General features: G+C 67.5%; 21 protein-coding genes. 7 read left to right on the top strand and 14 right to left on the bottom strand.

Annotated features, from left to right (window positions below):
* Nucleotides 1–20 precede the first annotated feature (20 nt).
* On the top strand, nucleotides 21–758 hold the full coding sequence (locus BN1313_RS06155; RefSeq protein WP_091737862.1) for a DUF1134 domain-containing protein: 738 nt from the start codon (nucleotides 21–23) through the stop codon (nucleotides 756–758).
* Between the two features lie 47 nt (nucleotides 759–805).
* Here BN1313_RS06155 and pheT read toward each other — a convergent pair whose 3' ends face one another.
* The 7 genes from pheT to BN1313_RS06190 all read right to left on the bottom strand — a co-directional run bounded on the left by pheT (nucleotide 806) and on the right by BN1313_RS06190 (nucleotide 6,939).
* Complete coding sequence (pheT, locus tag BN1313_RS06160; RefSeq protein ID WP_091737865.1) at nucleotides 806–3,226, bottom strand: phenylalanine--tRNA ligase subunit beta; 2,421 nt, start codon at nucleotides 3,224–3,226, stop codon at nucleotides 806–808.
* Nucleotides 3,227–3,237: 11 nt separating this feature from the next.
* A complete protein-coding gene (pheS, locus tag BN1313_RS06165; protein ID WP_091737867.1) occupies nucleotides 3,238–4,347 on the bottom strand; it encodes a phenylalanine--tRNA ligase subunit alpha in 1,110 nt (369 codons plus the stop codon).
* A 120-nt stretch (nucleotides 4,348–4,467) separates the two neighbouring features.
* Entirely contained in the window at nucleotides 4,468–4,824 is a 357-nt protein-coding gene (rplT, locus tag BN1313_RS06170; protein ID WP_091737870.1) for a 50S ribosomal protein L20, read from the bottom strand.
* Between the two features lie 13 nt (nucleotides 4,825–4,837).
* Nucleotides 4,838–5,041: a 50S ribosomal protein L35 gene (gene rpmI / locus BN1313_RS06175; protein ID WP_091737873.1), complete on the bottom strand. Its 204-nt coding sequence runs from the start codon at nucleotides 5,039–5,041 to the stop codon at nucleotides 4,838–4,840.
* A 288-nt stretch (nucleotides 5,042–5,329) separates the two neighbouring features.
* Nucleotides 5,330–5,713, bottom strand: a complete 384-nt coding sequence (locus BN1313_RS06180; RefSeq protein ID WP_091737876.1) for a hypothetical protein — start codon at nucleotides 5,711–5,713, stop codon at nucleotides 5,330–5,332.
* A gap of 41 nt (nucleotides 5,714–5,754) precedes the next feature.
* Complete coding sequence (locus tag BN1313_RS06185; RefSeq protein WP_091737879.1) at nucleotides 5,755–6,564, bottom strand: DNA adenine methylase; 810 nt, start codon at nucleotides 6,562–6,564, stop codon at nucleotides 5,755–5,757.
* Between the two features lie 138 nt (nucleotides 6,565–6,702).
* Nucleotides 6,703–6,939, bottom strand: coding sequence for a hypothetical protein (locus tag BN1313_RS06190; protein WP_141653084.1), 237 nt, complete (start codon nucleotides 6,937–6,939; stop codon nucleotides 6,703–6,705).
* A gap of 103 nt (nucleotides 6,940–7,042) precedes the next feature.
* On the opposite strand from BN1313_RS06190, the gene BN1313_RS06195 reads away from it, so the two are divergent.
* The 5 genes from BN1313_RS06195 (at nucleotide 7,043) to BN1313_RS06210 (ending at nucleotide 10,169) form a co-directional block, all read left to right on the top strand.
* A complete protein-coding gene (locus BN1313_RS06195; protein ID WP_176695921.1) occupies nucleotides 7,043–7,330 on the top strand; it encodes a hypothetical protein in 288 nt (95 codons plus the stop codon).
* 511 nt (nucleotides 7,331–7,841) lie between these two features.
* Nucleotides 7,842–8,453 carry a hypothetical protein gene (locus tag BN1313_RS16275; RefSeq protein ID WP_141653085.1) on the top strand — a complete coding sequence of 204 codons (612 nt, stop codon included), beginning with the start codon at nucleotides 7,842–7,844 and terminating at the stop codon, nucleotides 8,451–8,453.
* The gene (locus tag BN1313_RS06200; protein ID WP_176695922.1) at nucleotides 8,454–8,918 is read left to right on the top strand and encodes a hypothetical protein; all 465 of its coding nucleotides are present in this window, start codon (nucleotides 8,454–8,456) and stop codon (nucleotides 8,916–8,918) included.
* Between the two features lie 47 nt (nucleotides 8,919–8,965).
* Complete coding sequence (locus BN1313_RS06205; protein ID WP_091737887.1) at nucleotides 8,966–9,832, top strand: prephenate dehydratase; 867 nt, start codon at nucleotides 8,966–8,968, stop codon at nucleotides 9,830–9,832.
* A 76-nt stretch (nucleotides 9,833–9,908) separates the two neighbouring features.
* Complete coding sequence (locus BN1313_RS06210) at nucleotides 9,909–10,169, top strand: hypothetical protein (protein ID WP_218054325.1); 261 nt, start codon at nucleotides 9,909–9,911, stop codon at nucleotides 10,167–10,169.
* An 8-nt stretch (nucleotides 10,170–10,177) separates the two neighbouring features.
* Here BN1313_RS06210 and BN1313_RS06215 read toward each other — a convergent pair whose 3' ends face one another.
* From BN1313_RS06215 to BN1313_RS06230, 4 genes are all read right to left on the bottom strand, one after another.
* Nucleotides 10,178–10,504, bottom strand: a complete 327-nt coding sequence (locus tag BN1313_RS06215) for a hypothetical protein (protein WP_091737892.1) — start codon at nucleotides 10,502–10,504, stop codon at nucleotides 10,178–10,180.
* The gene (infC, locus tag BN1313_RS06220) at nucleotides 10,501–11,022 is read right to left on the bottom strand and encodes a translation initiation factor IF-3 (protein ID WP_091737895.1); all 522 of its coding nucleotides are present in this window, start codon (nucleotides 11,020–11,022) and stop codon (nucleotides 10,501–10,503) included. Before infC ends, BN1313_RS06215 begins: the two co-directional genes overlap by 4 nt.
* Before the next feature lie 116 nt (nucleotides 11,023–11,138).
* Nucleotides 11,139–12,098, bottom strand: a complete 960-nt coding sequence (locus tag BN1313_RS06225) for a glycosyltransferase family 9 protein (RefSeq protein WP_091737898.1) — start codon at nucleotides 12,096–12,098, stop codon at nucleotides 11,139–11,141.
* Nucleotides 12,098–13,255 carry a glycosyltransferase family 4 protein gene (locus BN1313_RS06230; RefSeq protein WP_091737901.1) on the bottom strand — a complete coding sequence of 386 codons (1,158 nt, stop codon included), beginning with the start codon at nucleotides 13,253–13,255 and terminating at the stop codon, nucleotides 12,098–12,100. Before BN1313_RS06230 ends, BN1313_RS06225 begins: the two co-directional genes overlap by 1 nt.
* A gap of 58 nt (nucleotides 13,256–13,313) precedes the next feature.
* On the opposite strand from BN1313_RS06230, the gene BN1313_RS06235 reads away from it, so the two are divergent.
* The gene (locus BN1313_RS06235; RefSeq protein ID WP_091737904.1) at nucleotides 13,314–14,057 is read left to right on the top strand and encodes an alpha/beta hydrolase; all 744 of its coding nucleotides are present in this window, start codon (nucleotides 13,314–13,316) and stop codon (nucleotides 14,055–14,057) included.
* Here the strand turns inward: BN1313_RS06235 and BN1313_RS06240 are convergent.
* The 3 genes from BN1313_RS06240 to BN1313_RS06250 form a co-directional block, all read right to left on the bottom strand.
* Nucleotides 14,054–14,824, bottom strand: a complete 771-nt coding sequence (locus BN1313_RS06240) for a Rossmann-fold NAD(P)-binding domain-containing protein (protein WP_245620112.1) — start codon at nucleotides 14,822–14,824, stop codon at nucleotides 14,054–14,056. The genes BN1313_RS06235 and BN1313_RS06240 overlap by 4 nt on opposite strands.
* Before the next feature lie 44 nt (nucleotides 14,825–14,868).
* Complete coding sequence (locus BN1313_RS06245) at nucleotides 14,869–15,738, bottom strand: UTP--glucose-1-phosphate uridylyltransferase (protein ID WP_091737910.1); 870 nt, start codon at nucleotides 15,736–15,738, stop codon at nucleotides 14,869–14,871.
* Between the two features lie 121 nt (nucleotides 15,739–15,859).
* The gene (locus BN1313_RS06250) at nucleotides 15,860–16,546 is read right to left on the bottom strand and encodes a CatB-related O-acetyltransferase (RefSeq protein WP_091737913.1); all 687 of its coding nucleotides are present in this window, start codon (nucleotides 16,544–16,546) and stop codon (nucleotides 15,860–15,862) included.
* Nucleotide 16,547 lies beyond the last annotated feature (1 nt).

The raw sequence follows: 16,547 nt of genomic DNA on the forward strand, positions 1-16,547 counted from the left end.
TTTCTAAGGATACAGGTTTCATGCATCGTCGCACCCTGATCGTCGCGGGCCTGGCGACTCTCTCGGCCAGCCGGGTGCTGGCGCAGACCCAACTGCCGCCGGCGCGATCGCGTGACGAGTCCGGCGTGCTGGAGCGGCCTGAGCCGATCGGCGATCCCAACGCCATGCCGGGCGTCGCCAAGACCCCGGAATATCCCGTCGGATCAGAACGCTCCACACCGCCGCCGCGCGGTTATCGCGACCCGGCGAACAACCCGCCGCCCCGGGTGGAGACCTACTCCGAGGACGAGCTGGTCAATAGCGTCTCGGATTTTCTGGGGGTCACGGCCGAGGCCGCGGGCGGCGCGATCGAGCGCGTCTTCAGTCAGAACCAGGACCGCCGACCGACCGGATATATCGCTGGCGAGGAGGGCGCCGTCGCGATCTTCGCCGGGGTCCGCTATGGGCGCGGCCTGCTCTATATGAAGAACCGCGAGCCGGTGACGGTGTACTGGCAAGGCCCGTCCATCGGCTGGGACCTGGGCGGTAACGCAAGCCGCGTGTTCACACTCTGCTATGACCTGGAAGACCCGGCCACGATCTTCCAGCGGTTTCCTGGCGTCGAGGGCTCGGCCTATGTGGTCGGCGGCCTGGGCGTCAACTACCAGCGCGCGTCCCGCGTAACGCTGGCGCCCATCCGCGCCGGCGTGGGCCTGCGGCTGGGCGCCAACGTGGGGTACCTGTCCTACACGCGAAAGCGGAACCCCTTCCCGTTCTGACGACCCAGCAAGCGTCCTTCTCCCGCAAGGGAGAAGGCGGCCTTTGGTCACCCCCGCAGCTTCGCGCCAGTCGCCTTGGCCGCGGCGGCGACGATCTTGGCGCTGACGGCTTCGATCTCGGCGTCCGTCAGGGTCTTGTCCTGCGGCTGGATGAGGACCTCGACGGCGACGGACTTGAAGCCCTCCGGCACACCCTGGCCTTGATAGACGTCGAAGACGCGGGCGTCGGCGATCAGCGCCTTGTCGGCGCCGAGGATCGGCTTGACCAGGTCGCCGGCGGCCACGGCGGCGTCCACCAGGAAGGCGAAGTCGCGGCTGAGCGGCATGAGCGGCGAGAGCGTCAGGGCTGACCGGCTCTTGAAGGCCTTCTTCTTCGGCTCCGGCACGGCGTCCAGCACCAGTTCGAAGGCGTAGATCGGGCCCGCGGCGTCCAGCGCCTTGAGCGTCGCCGGGTGCAGCTCGCCGAACTCGGCGACCACCGTTTTCGGGCCCAGCTTCAGCTTCGCCGAGCGGCCGGGATGGAACCAGGGCGAGGCTTCGCTCTGGACGACCTGCAGGTTGGGCGCGCCCATCTCGTCGAGCAGGGACTGCACGTCGGCCTTCAGGGCGAAGAGGGGATCAGACTTGGCGCCGTCCCAACGCCGGGGCGTGTGCGGCGCGAGCAGGCCGCCGACGACGGCGGACTGATCCTGCGGCTCGTCGCCGGCGAAGATCGGGCCGACTTCGAAGATCGCGGCGTCGGGGAAGCCCTTGCGGGCGTTGCGCGCGGCGATCTCGATCAGGTTCGGCAGGACCGACGGGCGCATGCAGGACAGGTCGGCGGCGATCGGGTTGGTCAGCACCAGTTTCGGATCGCCGCCGCCGAACAGCTTTGCCCATTCCGTGCGCAGGAAGCTCCAGGTGACGGCTTCGGCGTAGCCGCGCGCGGCCATCAGCCGTCGCGCGTTGCGGATGCGCATCTGCCGCACCGTGAGCGCGCCGCCCGCCTGGCGGGGCATGTCGGGCAGCGGCGTCGATGGCAGGGCGTCATAGCCCTGGATGCGGGCCACCTCCTCGACGAGGTCGGCCTTGCCTTCCACGTCCCGGCGCCAGGACGGCGGCGTGACCTGGGCGGGCTCGACCTTGAAGCCGAGCAGCGACAGGATCTCGTCGGCGCGGGCTGCGGGGACGGTCAGGCCGGAGAGCCGCTGGACGTAGGCGCGATCGAAGGCGATCGGGCCCGGCTCGGCCGGGGCCTGACCGGCGACGCGGATTTCCGAAGGCTCGCCGCCGCAAAGATCGAGGATCATCCGCGTCGCCAGCTCCAGGCCGGGGACGACGGACGCGGTGTCGACGCTGCGGGCGAAGCGATACTGGGCGTCGGAGTTGATGCCTGTGTCGCGGCCGGTCTGGGCGGTGCGGATCGGGTCGAACCAGGCGCTTTCGACGAAGACGTCGACGGTTTCCTCCGAACAGCCGGTCGAGGCGCCGCCCATGACGCCGCCCAGGCCGACAGGCCGGTCGCCGCCCGCGTCGGCGATGACGCTCATGTCCTTGCCGATGTCGTAGGTCTTGCCGTCGAGCGCAATCAACTGCTCGTCGTGGTGCTCCTCAGGCGAGGCCTGGTCGCCGTGGTGTTCGGCGACGCCGCGGCCCAGGCGGGCCTCGATGACATCGCCGACCAGAAGCTTGGCGTCATAGACGTGCAGCGGCCGGGCGCGGTCGTAGGAGATGTAGTTGGTCACGTCGACCAGGGCGTTGATGGGGCGCAGGCCGATGGAGACCAGCCGCTTCTGCAGCCAGGCCGGCGAGGGGCCGTTCTTGACGCCGCGGATCAGCCGGCCGGCGAAGACCGGGCAGGCGACGCCGTCGACGCGGATCTCGATCGGGCACGGGAAGGCCCCGGGCACGGCCGCGACCGGCGCTGACTTCAGCACGCCCAGGCCAACGGCGGCGAGGTCGCGGGCGATGCCCTGGACGCCCAGCCAGTCGGAGCGGTTCGGCGTGACCTCGAAGTCGATGACGGCTTCCAGGCCCAGCGCCTCGGCGACGCTGGTTCCGACGGCGAGATCATCCGCCAGCTCCATGATGCCGTTGGACTCCTCGGAGACCTCGAGCTCCTTGGCCGAGCAGAGCATGCCGTTGGAGACGACGCCGCGGACGGGCTTGGCCTCGAGCGTCACGCCGAGGCCGGGCACATAGGTCCCGATCGGCGCGAAGATGGTGGTGAGGCCCGGACGCGCGTTCGGCGCGCCGCAGACGATCTCCAGGCGGCCGTCCTTGGTGTCCACCTGACAGACGCGCAGGCGGTCGGCGTTGGGGTGCTGGACGGCCTCGACGATCCTGGCCACCGAGAAGGCGGCCAGTTTCGCGGCGGGGTTCTCCACATGCTCGACCTCGAGGCCGGCCTTGTTCATGGCGGCGACCACGTCATCGACGGCAGCGGTCGTCTCCAGGTGCTCTTTGAGCCACGACAGGGTGAATTTCATCGTGGGCGCTCCTAGCTCAGGGCCGTGGCGGCGTTCGGGGCCTGGAAGGCCGAGAAGCCATAATGCTCGATCCAGCGGCGGTCGCCGGCGAACATGTCGCGAAGGTCGGGCATGCCGTATTTCAGCGCGCCCAGGCGGTCGATGCCGAAGCCGAAGGCGAAGCCTTGCCACTTGTCAGGGTCGAGCCCGCAATTGCGCAGGACATTGGGATGGACCATGCCGGCGCCAACGACCTCCAGCCAGTCGTCGCCCTGACCCACGCGGATCTCGCCGCCCGAACGGTCGCAACGCACGTCCATCTCGGCGCTGGGCTCGGTGAACGGGAAGTGGTGCGGACGGAAACGGACCTCGACGCCCGGCGTCTCGAAGAAGCGCGAGACGAAGGTCTCCATGGTCCATTTCAGGTGACCCATGTGGATGTCCTCGCCGATCACCAGACCTTCCATCTGGTGGAACATCGGCGTGTGGGTGGCGTCCGAATCCGACCGATAGGTCCGCCCCGGCACCATGATGCGGATCGGCGGCTTCTGGCCATTGGCGATCCAGGCCGGCAGCTGGCGGTTCAGGGTCTGCATCACGCGCACCTGCACCGGGCTGGTGTGGGTGCGCAGGACCTTGCGCTCGCCGTTCTCGTCTTCTGGCAGCCAGAAGGTGTCATGCATCTCCCGCGCGGGGTGCTTGGGCGGGAAGTTCAGCGCGGTGAAGTTGTGGAAGTCGTCCTCAATGTCCGGGCCTTCGGCCAGCGAGAAGCCCATCTCGGCGAAGATGGCGATCATCTCGTCCATGGTCTGCATGGTGGGATGAACACGGCCGCGGCGTTCCGGCGGCGCGGGCAGTGACAGGTCGACCCGCTCGGCGGCCAGGCGGGCGTCGAGTTCGGCGGCCTCCAGCGCGGTCTTGCGCGTCGCCAGGGCGGCTCCGATACGGTCGCGCAGGCCGTTGACGAGAGGGCCGCGTTCACGGCGCTCGTCCGGGCTGAGTGCGCCCAGGGTCTTCAGCAGCTCAGAGACGGAGCCGGACTTGCCGAGGGCTGCGACGCGCACGGCGTCAAGGGCGGCGGCGTCAGCGGCGGCGGCGATCTGGGCCGAAAGGTCGGCTTCCAGTTGGGCGAGATCGGTCATGGACGGTGTCCTACCTTGCGCTCGTGATGGAGAAAAAGGGTTTCAGGACCGGACAGCAAAAAGCCCCCGGCGGTTCGGCCGGGGGCTTTTCAAAAGCTTGGAGACGAGCTCCAGGCGTTCTTAGGCCAGCGCGGCGCGAACCTTGTCGGCGATGGCCTTGAACGCGGTCGGATCGGCGCCGGCGATGTCGGCGAGGACCTTGCGGTCCATTTCGATCCCGGCCTTGTCCAGGCCGTGAATAAAGCTTGCGTAAGTCATGCCCTCGATGCGGGCCGCAGCGTTGATCCGTTGGATCCACAGCGAGCGGAAGCTGCGCTTGCGGACCTTGCGGTCGCGGTAGGCGTATTGGCCGGCCTTGTCGACCGCGGCCTTGGCCGTGCGGATGGTGTTCTTGCGCCGGCCGTAGAAACCCTTGGCCTGCTCGAGAACCTTCTTGTGCTTGGCGTGGGCGGTGACGCCCCTTTTAACGCGAGCCATCGGTCAGCGCTCCTTAAGACAGGCCGTAGGGGATGAAGTTCCGGATGATCTTGGCGTCCGAGTCGCTCATCACCTTCGTTCCGCGGTTCTGGCGGATGTACTTGGAGTTGTGGCTGATCAGGCGGTGGCGCTTGCCGGCGACGCCGGCCTTCAGCTTACCCGACGCCGTCAGTTTGAAGCGCTTCTTCACGCCTGACTTGGTCTTCAGTTTGGGCATTTCATGTCGGCGCCCGAGAGCCCCGTCCTCTAGTAGGATTGATGAGCCGCCATGGCATGCCTTTGGCCAGGCGACTCCCGAAGGGACGCGCTGATACGCGAAAGGAGGGTGGAAGGCAAGGGACCGGCGGGCGGCGCGAAAAATGTTCCCTATTTGTTCTTTACTCTCAAGCTCTGCCGTTGTAAGATCTGGCGGAGCTGGAGAGTGTAGCCGGACTTTTGGTTTCGGAGCGCGGGACAGATGGTTCTGGAGTCACTCCGAAAATAGCCGGCTCCCGCTGAACGCCCTTTAACCGCCGCTCGAAGACGCTTCAGGCGGCCATTGAACGCGGCCATCACCGCCCAGGTCGCCACAGGCTGCTGACCTCAACCTGGTCATCGCACCCTCGAAATCGAAGGAGCCCGGATGGCGCGCGATCCTCTCCCTGTAGCCCCAGGCCGTGCCGTCCAGATCGCAGGGTCTGACGTCGATGAAATCCCGCCCTCTATAGCCGCACCCCGAGCAGCGCATGCGATCGCGCAAGCTGCCGAACGGCGTCTCGCGCCCAAGCCGTCTGACGGCCTCGACGGCGCCCCACCGCTCATGGCGGCCGCAGCCCGGCCGAGCGCACCAAATGTCCATGTGCTGGTTGATGGCCAGCAGGTCGCCGACGACGAAGGTGGCTGAGCCCATGAGAACCTCCGGGCCGCAGGAGCGCCGCCGGCGACGGCCGGTCAAGCCGCACGGGGAGTTATCACCACCTCTTTGGCCGGCCGCGCGCCCTTGCCCGCGAGGCCATAGTGAGTGTCGATCTCGGCGATCTCGAAAGCGCTGAAGATCTGACGCACTGCCGGCACGTCGTTCAGCGAGAGGATGAAGCGCCCCTCGATCGCAGCCAGCACGGCCGCCATCTCCTCAAACTCCGCCCGGCTGAACATGGCCGGGCCATAGTCGCCCTCGGAGCCGTAATAGGGCGGGTCCAGGTAGAAGAGCGTCTCGGGCGTGTCGTAGCGCGCCATGAACTGCGACCAGGGCAGGCGCTCGATGATGACCCCCGACAACCGGTCGTGAAGGTCGGCCAGGTCAACGGCCAGGCGGCTGACGTCGACACGGGCCGGGCGGTGATGCGAGACGCCAAAGTTGCGGCCACTGACCTTCCCGCCGAAGGCAAGGCGTTGCAGAAACAGGAAGCGAGCGGCCCGCTCCAGGTCCGTGAGCGTGTCCGGATCGACCGCCATGAGGCGGTCGAACTCCGCCCGGCTGGTGAACTGCCAGCGGAGCATGTCCAGGAACGCCTGATGGTGGCGCTGCAGCACCCGGTAGAAGGTGGCGACGTCCCGGCTCCAGTCGTTGATGACCTCGGCCGACGGCCGAAAGCGGCGGCGCAGGAAGACCCCCGCCATGCCAACGAAGACCTCAGCATAGGTGCGGTGGGGCGTCGCCTCGATCAGGCTGGCGAGGCGGCGCGCCAGGTTGCGTTTGCCGCCGATGTAGGGCGCCGCGGGCTTAGCGAACGGCGCCGCGATGTCAGGGATGGACTCCATAGGTTCTGGTTGCTCTTAAAGCCCCGCCGGTCGGACCGGTGGCGGGGCGGAAGGGTGCGCGCGCACCCCAATGTGCGGGTCTGTGGCCCGCGGCTCTGGGCGTTACAGCGCCCAGGCCCCCGCCGTTTCCGGCGGGGGTCAGTACATGTCGACGCCGCGCGCGATCGCCACCTCCTTGAACCGCGCGTAGATCGTGTCGAGCTCGGCTTGCGTCTTCTCGGCCATGGTCGTGAAGCGCGCGAACTTGGTGCCGGCGTTGGCGAGCGCGCCGCCGGCGACAGGGCCCAGGCCGATCTTCTTGGTCGGCGTGAGTAACTTAACGCCCGCGTCTCGATAGACGGGCGCGCCAGCGCCGCCCACGTAGCGCGCCCTCACCAGCGCAGGCAAGGCGCGCGGCGGCCTCGATTACCTCGGCACGGGCCTGACCCGCCCCGGTGGCGGCTCCCTCAATTTCCGCGACAGCACGCCCGACACCTTCGTGGTGAGCGGCGTCACCTATTACGGCTGGCACGTCTGTCGGGCCTTTGAACTGGACATCAGCATTCTGGATCCCCTCCTGATGAATGTGCTGGCTGAGGGTCGGACCCCCGGCAGTCCAATTGCGAAGGACGGCTGCTACGATCGGCAGGTGAGACCGCTAATGGCGACGGTCATGGCCGCCGGCCAGTGGCACATCGACTATCTCGGGCTCCGGATCCGCAGCAAGCCGGCGACAATCAAGCCGTTCAGCTTGCAGCTCGACCAGCTCTACGATCGCGCCGACTGACACGAGCCACTTCCCAGTTCGAAGCGCAAGCGATGCGCGCAGGACATGCGGCTGCCCATCTCAACTGATTGATTTTACCGATGTTTTGCGAAGTGGGAAGCACGCGCCTAACTGGGAAGCCTTCTTCCCACTTCGCTTCCCAGTTCGCAGGCGGAATATGAGCGTTCCGCCATCCTTCCGCGCGGCAGCGGCCGGTCGTTACCTTGCCGTTTGAACGGACATTTCCTTTGGATTCTCAATGCCGGCAGCGCCTGAGCCCTATGCCCTTCAAACGCCGTTGGAACGCACAGCGACTGTCTAACTAGCGCTCCGAATTGGACTGTCCAGAACGCCACCAGCGGCCGTTTTCGGGCCCGAGCGCAGGACACGCATGCGAGAAGCCCGAAACGCCGAGCAGCGCCGATTTTTCCCTTACGAACCGCGGGGTTGTCCCACTTGGGCACCGGCCAGTCCCACCCCATCCCGTGACTCCAGGATCATCTGTCCCCTCACAGAGAGTACGATGCCTTGGATGACTAATATTGAGCACGAGCCTCGTCGCGAACCCCTGAGAAGGAAAGCGAGAAGGGAAGAGAACGCTCTTCTTCAGCCGCGGATTCCGGAGCCGGGCCCGCTGATGGGGTTTGTGCCGGGAATCGGATCGGCATGGCAAGCCGCGGCGGATCTGGAACGGGGCAGGTATGGAAGCGCCGCGCTGAACGCAGCCTTCGCAGTCGGAGAGGTCACCCCGCTCGGACCTGCGGTAAAAGGTTTGAGGTATGCGCGCGCGGGCCTGGGCGTACTGAAGAAGGGTTCCGTAACGGCGAACGCTTCCGCCAAAATGATCAAATCGAAAGGGCTAGCGAAAGGTGAGGTGGAAATTCACCATTCCATCCCGTTGAAAGGCAAAAGTCGCACGGCGCAAGACCCGCGCAACCACTACCTGTTTCTGAAGGTCATGCCCAAGGAACAACACCGCCGGCTTACTGGACGTTGGAATGGCAAGAAGAGGTACGATCCCGTGCGCAAGCTTTGGTACGGGACAACAGACTGGCAGAAGGTCGCGCCGACGAGCACCGCGATCTATGGAGCGGATGCTTTCGAGAACATGTCTCGGACCGCCCGCGCTCGTGGGAGCAGATGAGTGAAAACGTCGGACGCTGGCCTCGTCTTTCCGGTTTTCGGATTCACCCCAGATCGTGGGATCTGGGGGTTTGCCGATCTGGACACTTTCACGTCCTGCGGTGCGATGACGCTCAGGGAGAATCTCCAACTGGGAATGGAGGTGATCGACTCCAATCTCGATCGCTGGGTCGTTCGCTCCGTGCGCCCCCTAGGTCGTGCGGAGCCGTTTTGGCGGTGGCTGGTCAGCCGGCTGCTTTCGACCCCGCAGATTCGCATCGAGCATGAGTTGGAGCGCTTGCCGTCAGTTTCACTCGATGACGCCAAGGCGCGCCTGATCCTCGGCCTTGAGACCTTTCCGGACCACTATGCCAACGATGACGAGATGGACACGGTATTGCGCCCCCTCATCGTCAAGGTGCGCGATATGGATCGCCTATCCGACGCCCTGGAACTCCTGGGGTTGGACTCGTTCATGGCCTACTGACGGCGAGCAGTTGCGATGGGCCCGGTGGTCACAAAGGTGGATGAGAGATGACCGCAGTTCTGTGCAGGCGCCTGGTTTTTCTCGCGGCCCTTTTCGGGTTGACTGGCGCGGCCCACGCCGCCGGGACCGGCTACCTCGGTCCCGCGGGCTCGTGGACGCATGAGGCGTGCGCGGACCTGTTTGGAGAGGCCGACCTCAGGCCCTTGGATCGCGCGGCGCTGTTCGCCGCCTACCGCGGGGGCGAGATCGAACGGATGTGCGTTCCGGTGACCACCGTGGCTGTCGGCGTCACGCCTTACGTCGACGATGTGCTGGACCTGCCCCAGGTGCGGGTCGTCGCCGAATATCCCAAGCCGTTGAGCTACAGCCTGCTGGCCAAGCCGGGCGCGCGGCTGGAGGACGTCAGCGAGGTGGTCGCCCACAGCGTGGCCCTTGTGGCGGTGAAGCCCTGGCTCGACGTCCATCTCCCGGCGGCGCGTCGGACGGAGGCGGTGAGCAACGGCGCCGCCGCCAAGTCGGTGGCTGAGGGCCAGGCGCGGAGCGTCGCCTCCATGGGCCCGAAGCTCGGCGAGCGGATCTATGGGCTGAAGTCCCTCGCCGACGGGATCGAGGAGGGGCCGCACAACATCACCCGCTTCTGGGTGCTGGGCCGAGCGCTGCCGGCGCCCAGCGGCAATGATAAGACGTCGCTGGTGATCGACACGGTCGATGGCCGTCTGGCCGATGTGCTGAAGGCTTTTGACGCCGGCGGCGTGCGGATCCTCGACATCTATGAGCGGCCCAGCAAGGTGCGGCTGGATCAGCACCGCTATCTCATCGAGGTGGCGGGGCACGCAGCAGAGGGAAATCTGGCGACATTCCTGGCGGCTCATCCCGAGATCCAGGTCTTGGGATCCTACCCGCGCAAGTATTAGATTGTTGCGTCCCGCGACTGACCTGCTTTCATCCTCGCGACCGTTGGAGCGACAGACGATGACACAAAGCCAAGGGATGACCCGCGGGCGCGTCGCGCTCTGGTCGCTGATCGCCGGCCTTTTGATCGCGCCGCTGATCGCCATGCGGTTCATCCACGAGGTCGCCTGGACCACCTTCGACTTCGCTGTGGCGGGGACGCTTCTGGCGGTGGGCGGCGCGGCGATCGAGCTGGCGATGCGGCGGCTGCGCACGCCCCGCAGCCGATGGGCGGCCAGCGCGCTCGTTGTGCTGGCCGTGGCCGTAGCCTGGGCCCAGGGCGCGGTCGGGATCGTCTAGGCGATCGCCTAGAAGGCCAATCCCAGCTTGGCGCCGACGAAGCGGCCGGCGGGGTCGTAGCCGAGGGGGCTGTTCGGGGCGTAGGCCCGGGCGTTTCCGCACATGAAGCCCAACGAGCCGGTCAGGCCGTCGCTGATCTTCTGGTCGATGGCGGTGCGGGCGATTCCCGTCGATCGCGTCGCCGCCAGGCGGGCGCGGGTCTGGGCGGTGGGGCCGGCCTTGCTGGAGGACGCGGCGTAAACCGCAGCCCTCAAGCCCTGGGCGTCGTCAGCGTGGGCGGGGGCGGCGCCGGCCGAGGCCAGCGCCAGGAGGGCGATGAGCCCGGCGCGGATCACCGCGGCGCCAGGATCATGATCATCTGCCGGCCTTCCATACGCGGCTCGTACTCAACCTTGGCCACCGGCTCGAAGTCGGCCTTCACCTGCTGGAGCAGCTTCATGCCAAGTTCCGGGTGGGCGAGTTCGCGGCCACGGAAGCGCAGGGTGACCTTCACCTTGTCGCCTTCTTCGAAGAACCGGTGCATCGACTTGGCCTTGACCTCATAGTCATGGGTGTCGATGTTCGGACGGAGCTTGATTTCCTTAAGCTCGACGATCTTCTGCTTCTTGCGAGCTTCGTTTTTCTTCTTCTGTTCCTGGAACTTGAACTTGCCGAAGTCCATGATCTTGCAGACAGGCGGTTCCGCGTTCGGCACGATCTCGACCAGATCAAGGCCCGCTTCTTCAGCGGCTTCCAGGGCGGAGGAGGTCGGCATGACGCCCTGCTTCTCGCCAGCCTGGTCGATCAACAGAACGCGGGGAACACGGATTTCATCATTGATGCGCGGGCCGTCTTTGACGGGGGGCGCCTGCATGGGACGGCGAATAGGCGAAGCTCCGAAACTGTTTCACAGGAAATGCGCCGGAAAACCTCGGGTTCGCCAGCTCGGCTGAATATGACCCTCAGGGGCCTCTCTATCAAGCCACGCTCTTAGGCTTGCGCGAGGACGGGCTGCAGAAGTTTAGCCCTGCGCCAAACCTCATCGATTTGAAGCTGCGCCATATCGGTCGTTTGGAGGACAGCGACCTTGCCGCGCGGGGCGGCGAGCGCTGGGTCTGAGGCGGCGGAAAACAGCACGACGGATGGCGCCCCGGCCGCGGCGATCAGATGCATGGGACCCGTGTCATTGCCGACGGCGATGGCCGCCCTGGCGCCCCAGACGGCGAGCCCTGCGAGGTCGGTGCGGCCCGTGAGGTCGCGGGCGGCCGGCGCCTTGGCGCGGATGGCCTTGGCGAGGTCGGCCTCCTGCGGTCCGCCGATGATCACGACGTCGAAGCCGGCCGCGCCCAGGCGTTCGGCGACCTCTGCGAAGTGCTCGGCCGGCCAGCGTTTGTCCAGCCGATGGGCCGAGCCGCCGGGGACGAGCAAGGCCAGCGGCCGCGCGGCCGTCGCCGGATCTGGCATGGCCGCGCCGCGCCAGATCCACGAGACGTCCGGCGGCGGCGCTGCGCCCGGCGCCGTCGGCGCGTCAGGCCAGGCGCCGGCCTCCTTCAACTGGTCGGCCTGCCGCTCCAGGGTGTGCATCGCATCGCGGGCGCGGTTACGGTGGGGCAGGGCGCAACCCCAGGCGATCCCCGACCAGGCGGGCGGACGAGGGCGCAGGACCTGGAAGATGCGGCTGGAGTGGGCTGAGGTCTGCAGGTCGTAGACGCGGTCGAAACGGCCGGCTCGGAGGCGCTTCCGGAGCGCCAGCCAGGCCTTGAGGCCCTCGGGCCGCCCGCCTGTGTCCACCTGGTCGACATAGGGGCAGGCCGCAGCCAGCTTCGCGAAGCCCGGCGTCGTCAGCAGGGTGATCTGCGCCTCCGGATGGGCCTGGCGGATGCGCGCCATGGCCGCCAGGGCCAGGACGAAATCGCCCAGGGCCGAGAGCTTGATAACCAGCACCTTCATCAGCGGGCCTTGAGCACCCGGTCGTAGACGGCCAGCGTCTGGGCGCACATGGCCTCGACGGAATAGAGCTGCCGGGCGCGGTTCATGCCGGTCTCGCCCATCCGCCGACGGGCGGGGGCGCCCAGGTCGATGGCGCGGGCGATCGCCGCCGCCCAGGCTGAAGCGTCGCCCGGCGGCGCCAACCAGCCTGTCTGTCCTTCGACGACAGTCTCCGTAGTGCCGCCATGGCTGGAGGCGATGACGGGGCGCCCCATGGCCTGGGGCTCCACCGCGGTGCGCCCGAAGGCCTCGGGGATGATGGTCGGCAGGAGCGCGAAGTCGGCGAGCATGAAAGCCGCCGGCATGTCGTCGCAATGGCCGACGATCTTCACTTCGTCGGCCAGGCCGGCGACGGCGATGGCCGCCTCCAGCTCGTCGCGATAGCCGATGCGACCCTGGTCGTCCCCGGCGAACAGGATCAGGAAATCGCTTCGCCCGCCGGCCTTCAACCGCTGCGCCGCCTCGATGATGGTGGCGTGGCCCTTGATGCGGGTCAGTCGCCCGGCCAGCAAGATCTTGGTGCGCCGCTCGGATGGGGTGACGCCCCAGGCCTGGGCCAGGGCCTCCATCCGTTCGGCGGGCACGGCGGCGGGATTGAAACGGCCGAGGTCGACGCCACGGGGGATGGTGACGACCTTATCAGGGTTGACCTGGTGCTCCGCCAGGATGTGGTCGCGGGTGTAGTTGGAGTTGGCGATCACCAGGTCGCCGCGGGTCATGATGGCGTTGTACCAGCGCTTCAGCGGCGACTGGGACTTGTAGACCCCGTGGTAGGTGGCCACGAACGGCGTGCCGGTCACCTGAGCAGCCCACAGCGCTGAGAAGGCCGGCGCACGGCTGCGGGCGTGGACGACGGAGACCTTCTCGCGGCGGATCAGGTCGACCAGGCGGGCGGCGTTGCCCATCATGGTGATGGGGTTCTTGCTCTGAACAGGCATCTGGGCCAGGCGGGCGCCATCGGCGATCAGTCGGGAGGTCATCCGTCCCCCGCGCGTCGCCACAAAGCAGCGCCCACCCTCGCGCACCACCGCTTCGGCGACATCGATGGCGCTCTGCTCGGCGCCGCCGGTCTCCAGTTCCGGAATGACCTGCAGCAGGGTGAAGTCAGATGGCGGCATCAGCTCTGCATTAGCGGCAAACGTGGCGCGGTAAAGGCGCGGAGCCTACAACTGCGCCATGCGTGAGACGAGCGGAAGCCTAGAACGACCCGACGGCGAGACCCTGGCCTGGCGGCGGGAGGAGGGCGCTGGCCCCACGGTCGTGTGGCTAGGGGGCTATCGCTCGGACATGAACGGGGCCAAGGCGCAGGCCCTGGCCGCCTGGGCCGTGGAGAGCGGCCGGGACTACCTGCGCTTCGACCATCTGGGCCACGGCGAATCGAGCGGCGACTTCGTGGCCAAGGGCGCGATCACCCGCTGGCGTGAGGACGCGCTCGCCGTCATTGACGACCTGACCGAGGGGCCGCTGGTGCTCGTAGGCTCGTCGATGGGCGGTTGGCTGGCGTGCCTGGCGGCGATGGCGCGGCCCCAGCGGTTGGCGGGCCTTGTCCTGATCGCACCGGCGCCGGACTTCACGGAAAAGCTGATCGCGCCCGCCTTGCCGGACGAGGCGCGCGCCGCCCTGCTGACCGACGGCGTGTGGCTGCGACCTTCGGCCTACGGCTCGCCCGACCCGATCACCCGCCTGCTCCTGGAGGACGGTGCGCGTTGGTCGATCCTGGACGGGCCCGTGCCCATCGAAGTCCCGGTGCGCGTCCTGCAAGGCGGGGCGGATGAGGATGTCCCCTGGCGTCATGCGCTAGGGCTTGCGCAGGCCGTCAAGGCCGAGGACGTGGTCTTCAGCCTGATCAAGGACGGCGACCACCGGCTTTCGCGTCCGGCCGACATTGAACGGCTCATCGCCGCGGTCAGCGAACTCTAGCCGCCGGCCGCCAGGATCGCCGCCAGGCCTTCGCGGTAGGTGGGATAGGCCGGCCGCCAGCCGAGTTCAGCCTTGGCCAGCGCATTCGAGACGCGGCGGTTCTCGGCCCAGAAGCGCTGGGCGGCGGGCGAGAGGCCAGCGGCGTGGAAGGGCGTTTCGGGGGGCGCGCTCAGGCCGAGCAGCCGCGCGGCGTAGGCGGTGACGTCGCTGGAGGGCGCAGGTTCGTCGTCGCAGAGGTTGTAGACCGCGCCGGGCCTTGGCCTGCCGAGCGACGCCGCAAGGCCCAGGGCCAGGTCGTCGAGGTGCAGACGGCTGAACACATGGCCAGGCCTGGCAATCCGGCGGGCCGTCCCATCCCGCAGCCGATCGAAGGCCGACCGACCACGGGCGTAGAGACCGGGTAAGCGGAAGATCGCCAGGGGCAGGCCGGTCGCGGTCCAGGCGGCTTCGGCGGCGGCGCGGCGCGCGGCCTCGGTCGATTGCGGATGGATCGCGCTGCGCTCGAACGCCCATCGGCCGGCGAGGTCGCCATAGACTCCCGTCGTGGAAAGGTAGCCGACCCAGCGCGCCCGCGCACCGATGTGGGGCGCGAGCGCCCGAAAGCCCGGACAGCCCTCGTCGTCAGGCGGAGCGGTGACCAGCACGGCGTCGGCGTCACCCACAGCCTCGGGCGAGGCGGGCTCGACGCCGAGGTTTTCGAGCCGCGCGACGTCTTCGGGGCGGCGGACCGTGCCAAGAATCCGCCAGCCCGTCAGCCGCGACGCCAAGGCCTCAGCGCTGTCGCCGAAGCCGAAGACGAAGAGGGTTCGGTTCAGAGGAGAGCCTTGATCGCCTCGCGGGCGGCGTCGGCGAAATCGGGTCGGGCGAGCGCATAGGCGACGTTGGCGCGCAGCAGGCCGATCTTGTCGCCGCAGTCGTAGGTCGTCCCCTCATACTCAAGCGCCTGGAAGTTCTGGCTCTTCATCAAGCCGAACATGCCGTCGGTAAGCTGGATCTCGCCGCCGGCGCCGCGCTCCTGGGTCTCCAGGATTTTGAAGATCTCCGGGTTCAGGATGTAGCGACCCGAGATGAACAGGTTGGAGGGCTCAGTCCCCGGCTTGGGCTTTTCGACCATGCCGGTCATGCGGTTTAGCCGGCCGTCCTGGCCGTCCAGGGCGACGATGCCGTACTTGTGGGCCTCGCCTTCCGGCGCCGGCTCGACGACGACGATGTTGTCGCCGGTCTGCTCATAGGCTTCGACGGCCTGCTTGAGTGCGGCCTTCTCGGCCATCATCAGCATGTCGGGCAGCATGACGGCGAAGGGCTCGTCGCCGATCAGGTCGCGGGCGCACCATACCGCGTGGCCCAGGCCCAGCGGCGCCATCTGGCGGACAAAGCTCATCTGGCCGGGTTGCGGCAGGTCGCGGCGGACCTCTTCGAGGATATCCAGCTTGCCCTTGGCTTCGAGCGCCTGCTCGACCTCCGGATAGTTGTCGAAATAGTCCTGGATCGAGCCCTGGCCGCGGCTGACGATGAAGACGAAGTGCTCAATGCCGGCGGCCCGGCCTTCTTCGATGACGTAGGACAGGATCGGGCGGTCGAAGACGTTCAGCATATTCTTTGGCGTGGTCTTCGCCCCCGGCAACACCCGGGTGCCCAGGCCCGCCACGGGCAGCACCGCTTTACGAACACGCTTCGCCATGACCAGTCCGCTCTCCCAGATACGCCCCTTTGGCGCGGCGCGAAGATAGCTCGACGCCGGCCCCGGGCGGCAAGGAAAAAGCGCGCCGCGCGGGCGCAAAGACGCCGCATGCCGTAGGGGCTCAGCCGCCGCGCGGTCGACCCATCAGGCCCTTTTCGTCGCGGAAGACCTGCACCTTTATCGGCTGGTACGGCGTGAGCCGACCGGCGGCCACGGCGTCTTCGATATGGTCCAGGGTGGCGTGGATGTCATCGAAGGGCAGCGGCTGGCTCAGCAGGTCGTAATCCCACCAGCGCACGCGCTGAATCCGCTCCACCGTGGCGACATCGAAGCGGTCGCGGATCTTGCGGGCGGGCACCCCGGCCACGATCGTAAAGGGGGCGACGTCACGCGTGACGATGGCGCCAGCTCCGATGATCGCGCCGTCGCCGATGGTGAGGCCGGTCTTGATCCGGGCTTCCGCGCCGATCCACACGTCCGAGCCGATGGTCGTGGGCCGGTAGCCCGAGGACCGTGGGCCAGGGAACTTGTCGTAGGGCGCAGCGAAAACCGACTGATAGAGCACCGGCGAGGTGGTGGTCTTATTGATCGGGTGCTCCGACAGGAGCTGGACCCCGTCGCCGATGGAGCAGTAGCGGCCAACTGTGACCATGCGCAGCGTCGAATTCGGGCCGATGTAGCTGAAGGCGCCGCCGCTCAAGGCGTCGACGGTGACCCGGCGATAGATTCGAAAGGGCGGCTCCAGCAGCACGGCGCCGAAAACCGCCAGGTCGCCGCTTAGCGTGAACTGGCCGCCCAGGCCTTCCATG

The sequence above is a fragment of the Phenylobacterium immobile (ATCC 35973) genome (assembly GCF_001375595.1).
GTDB classification, from domain to species: domain Bacteria; phylum Pseudomonadota; class Alphaproteobacteria; order Caulobacterales; family Caulobacteraceae; genus Phenylobacterium; species Phenylobacterium immobile.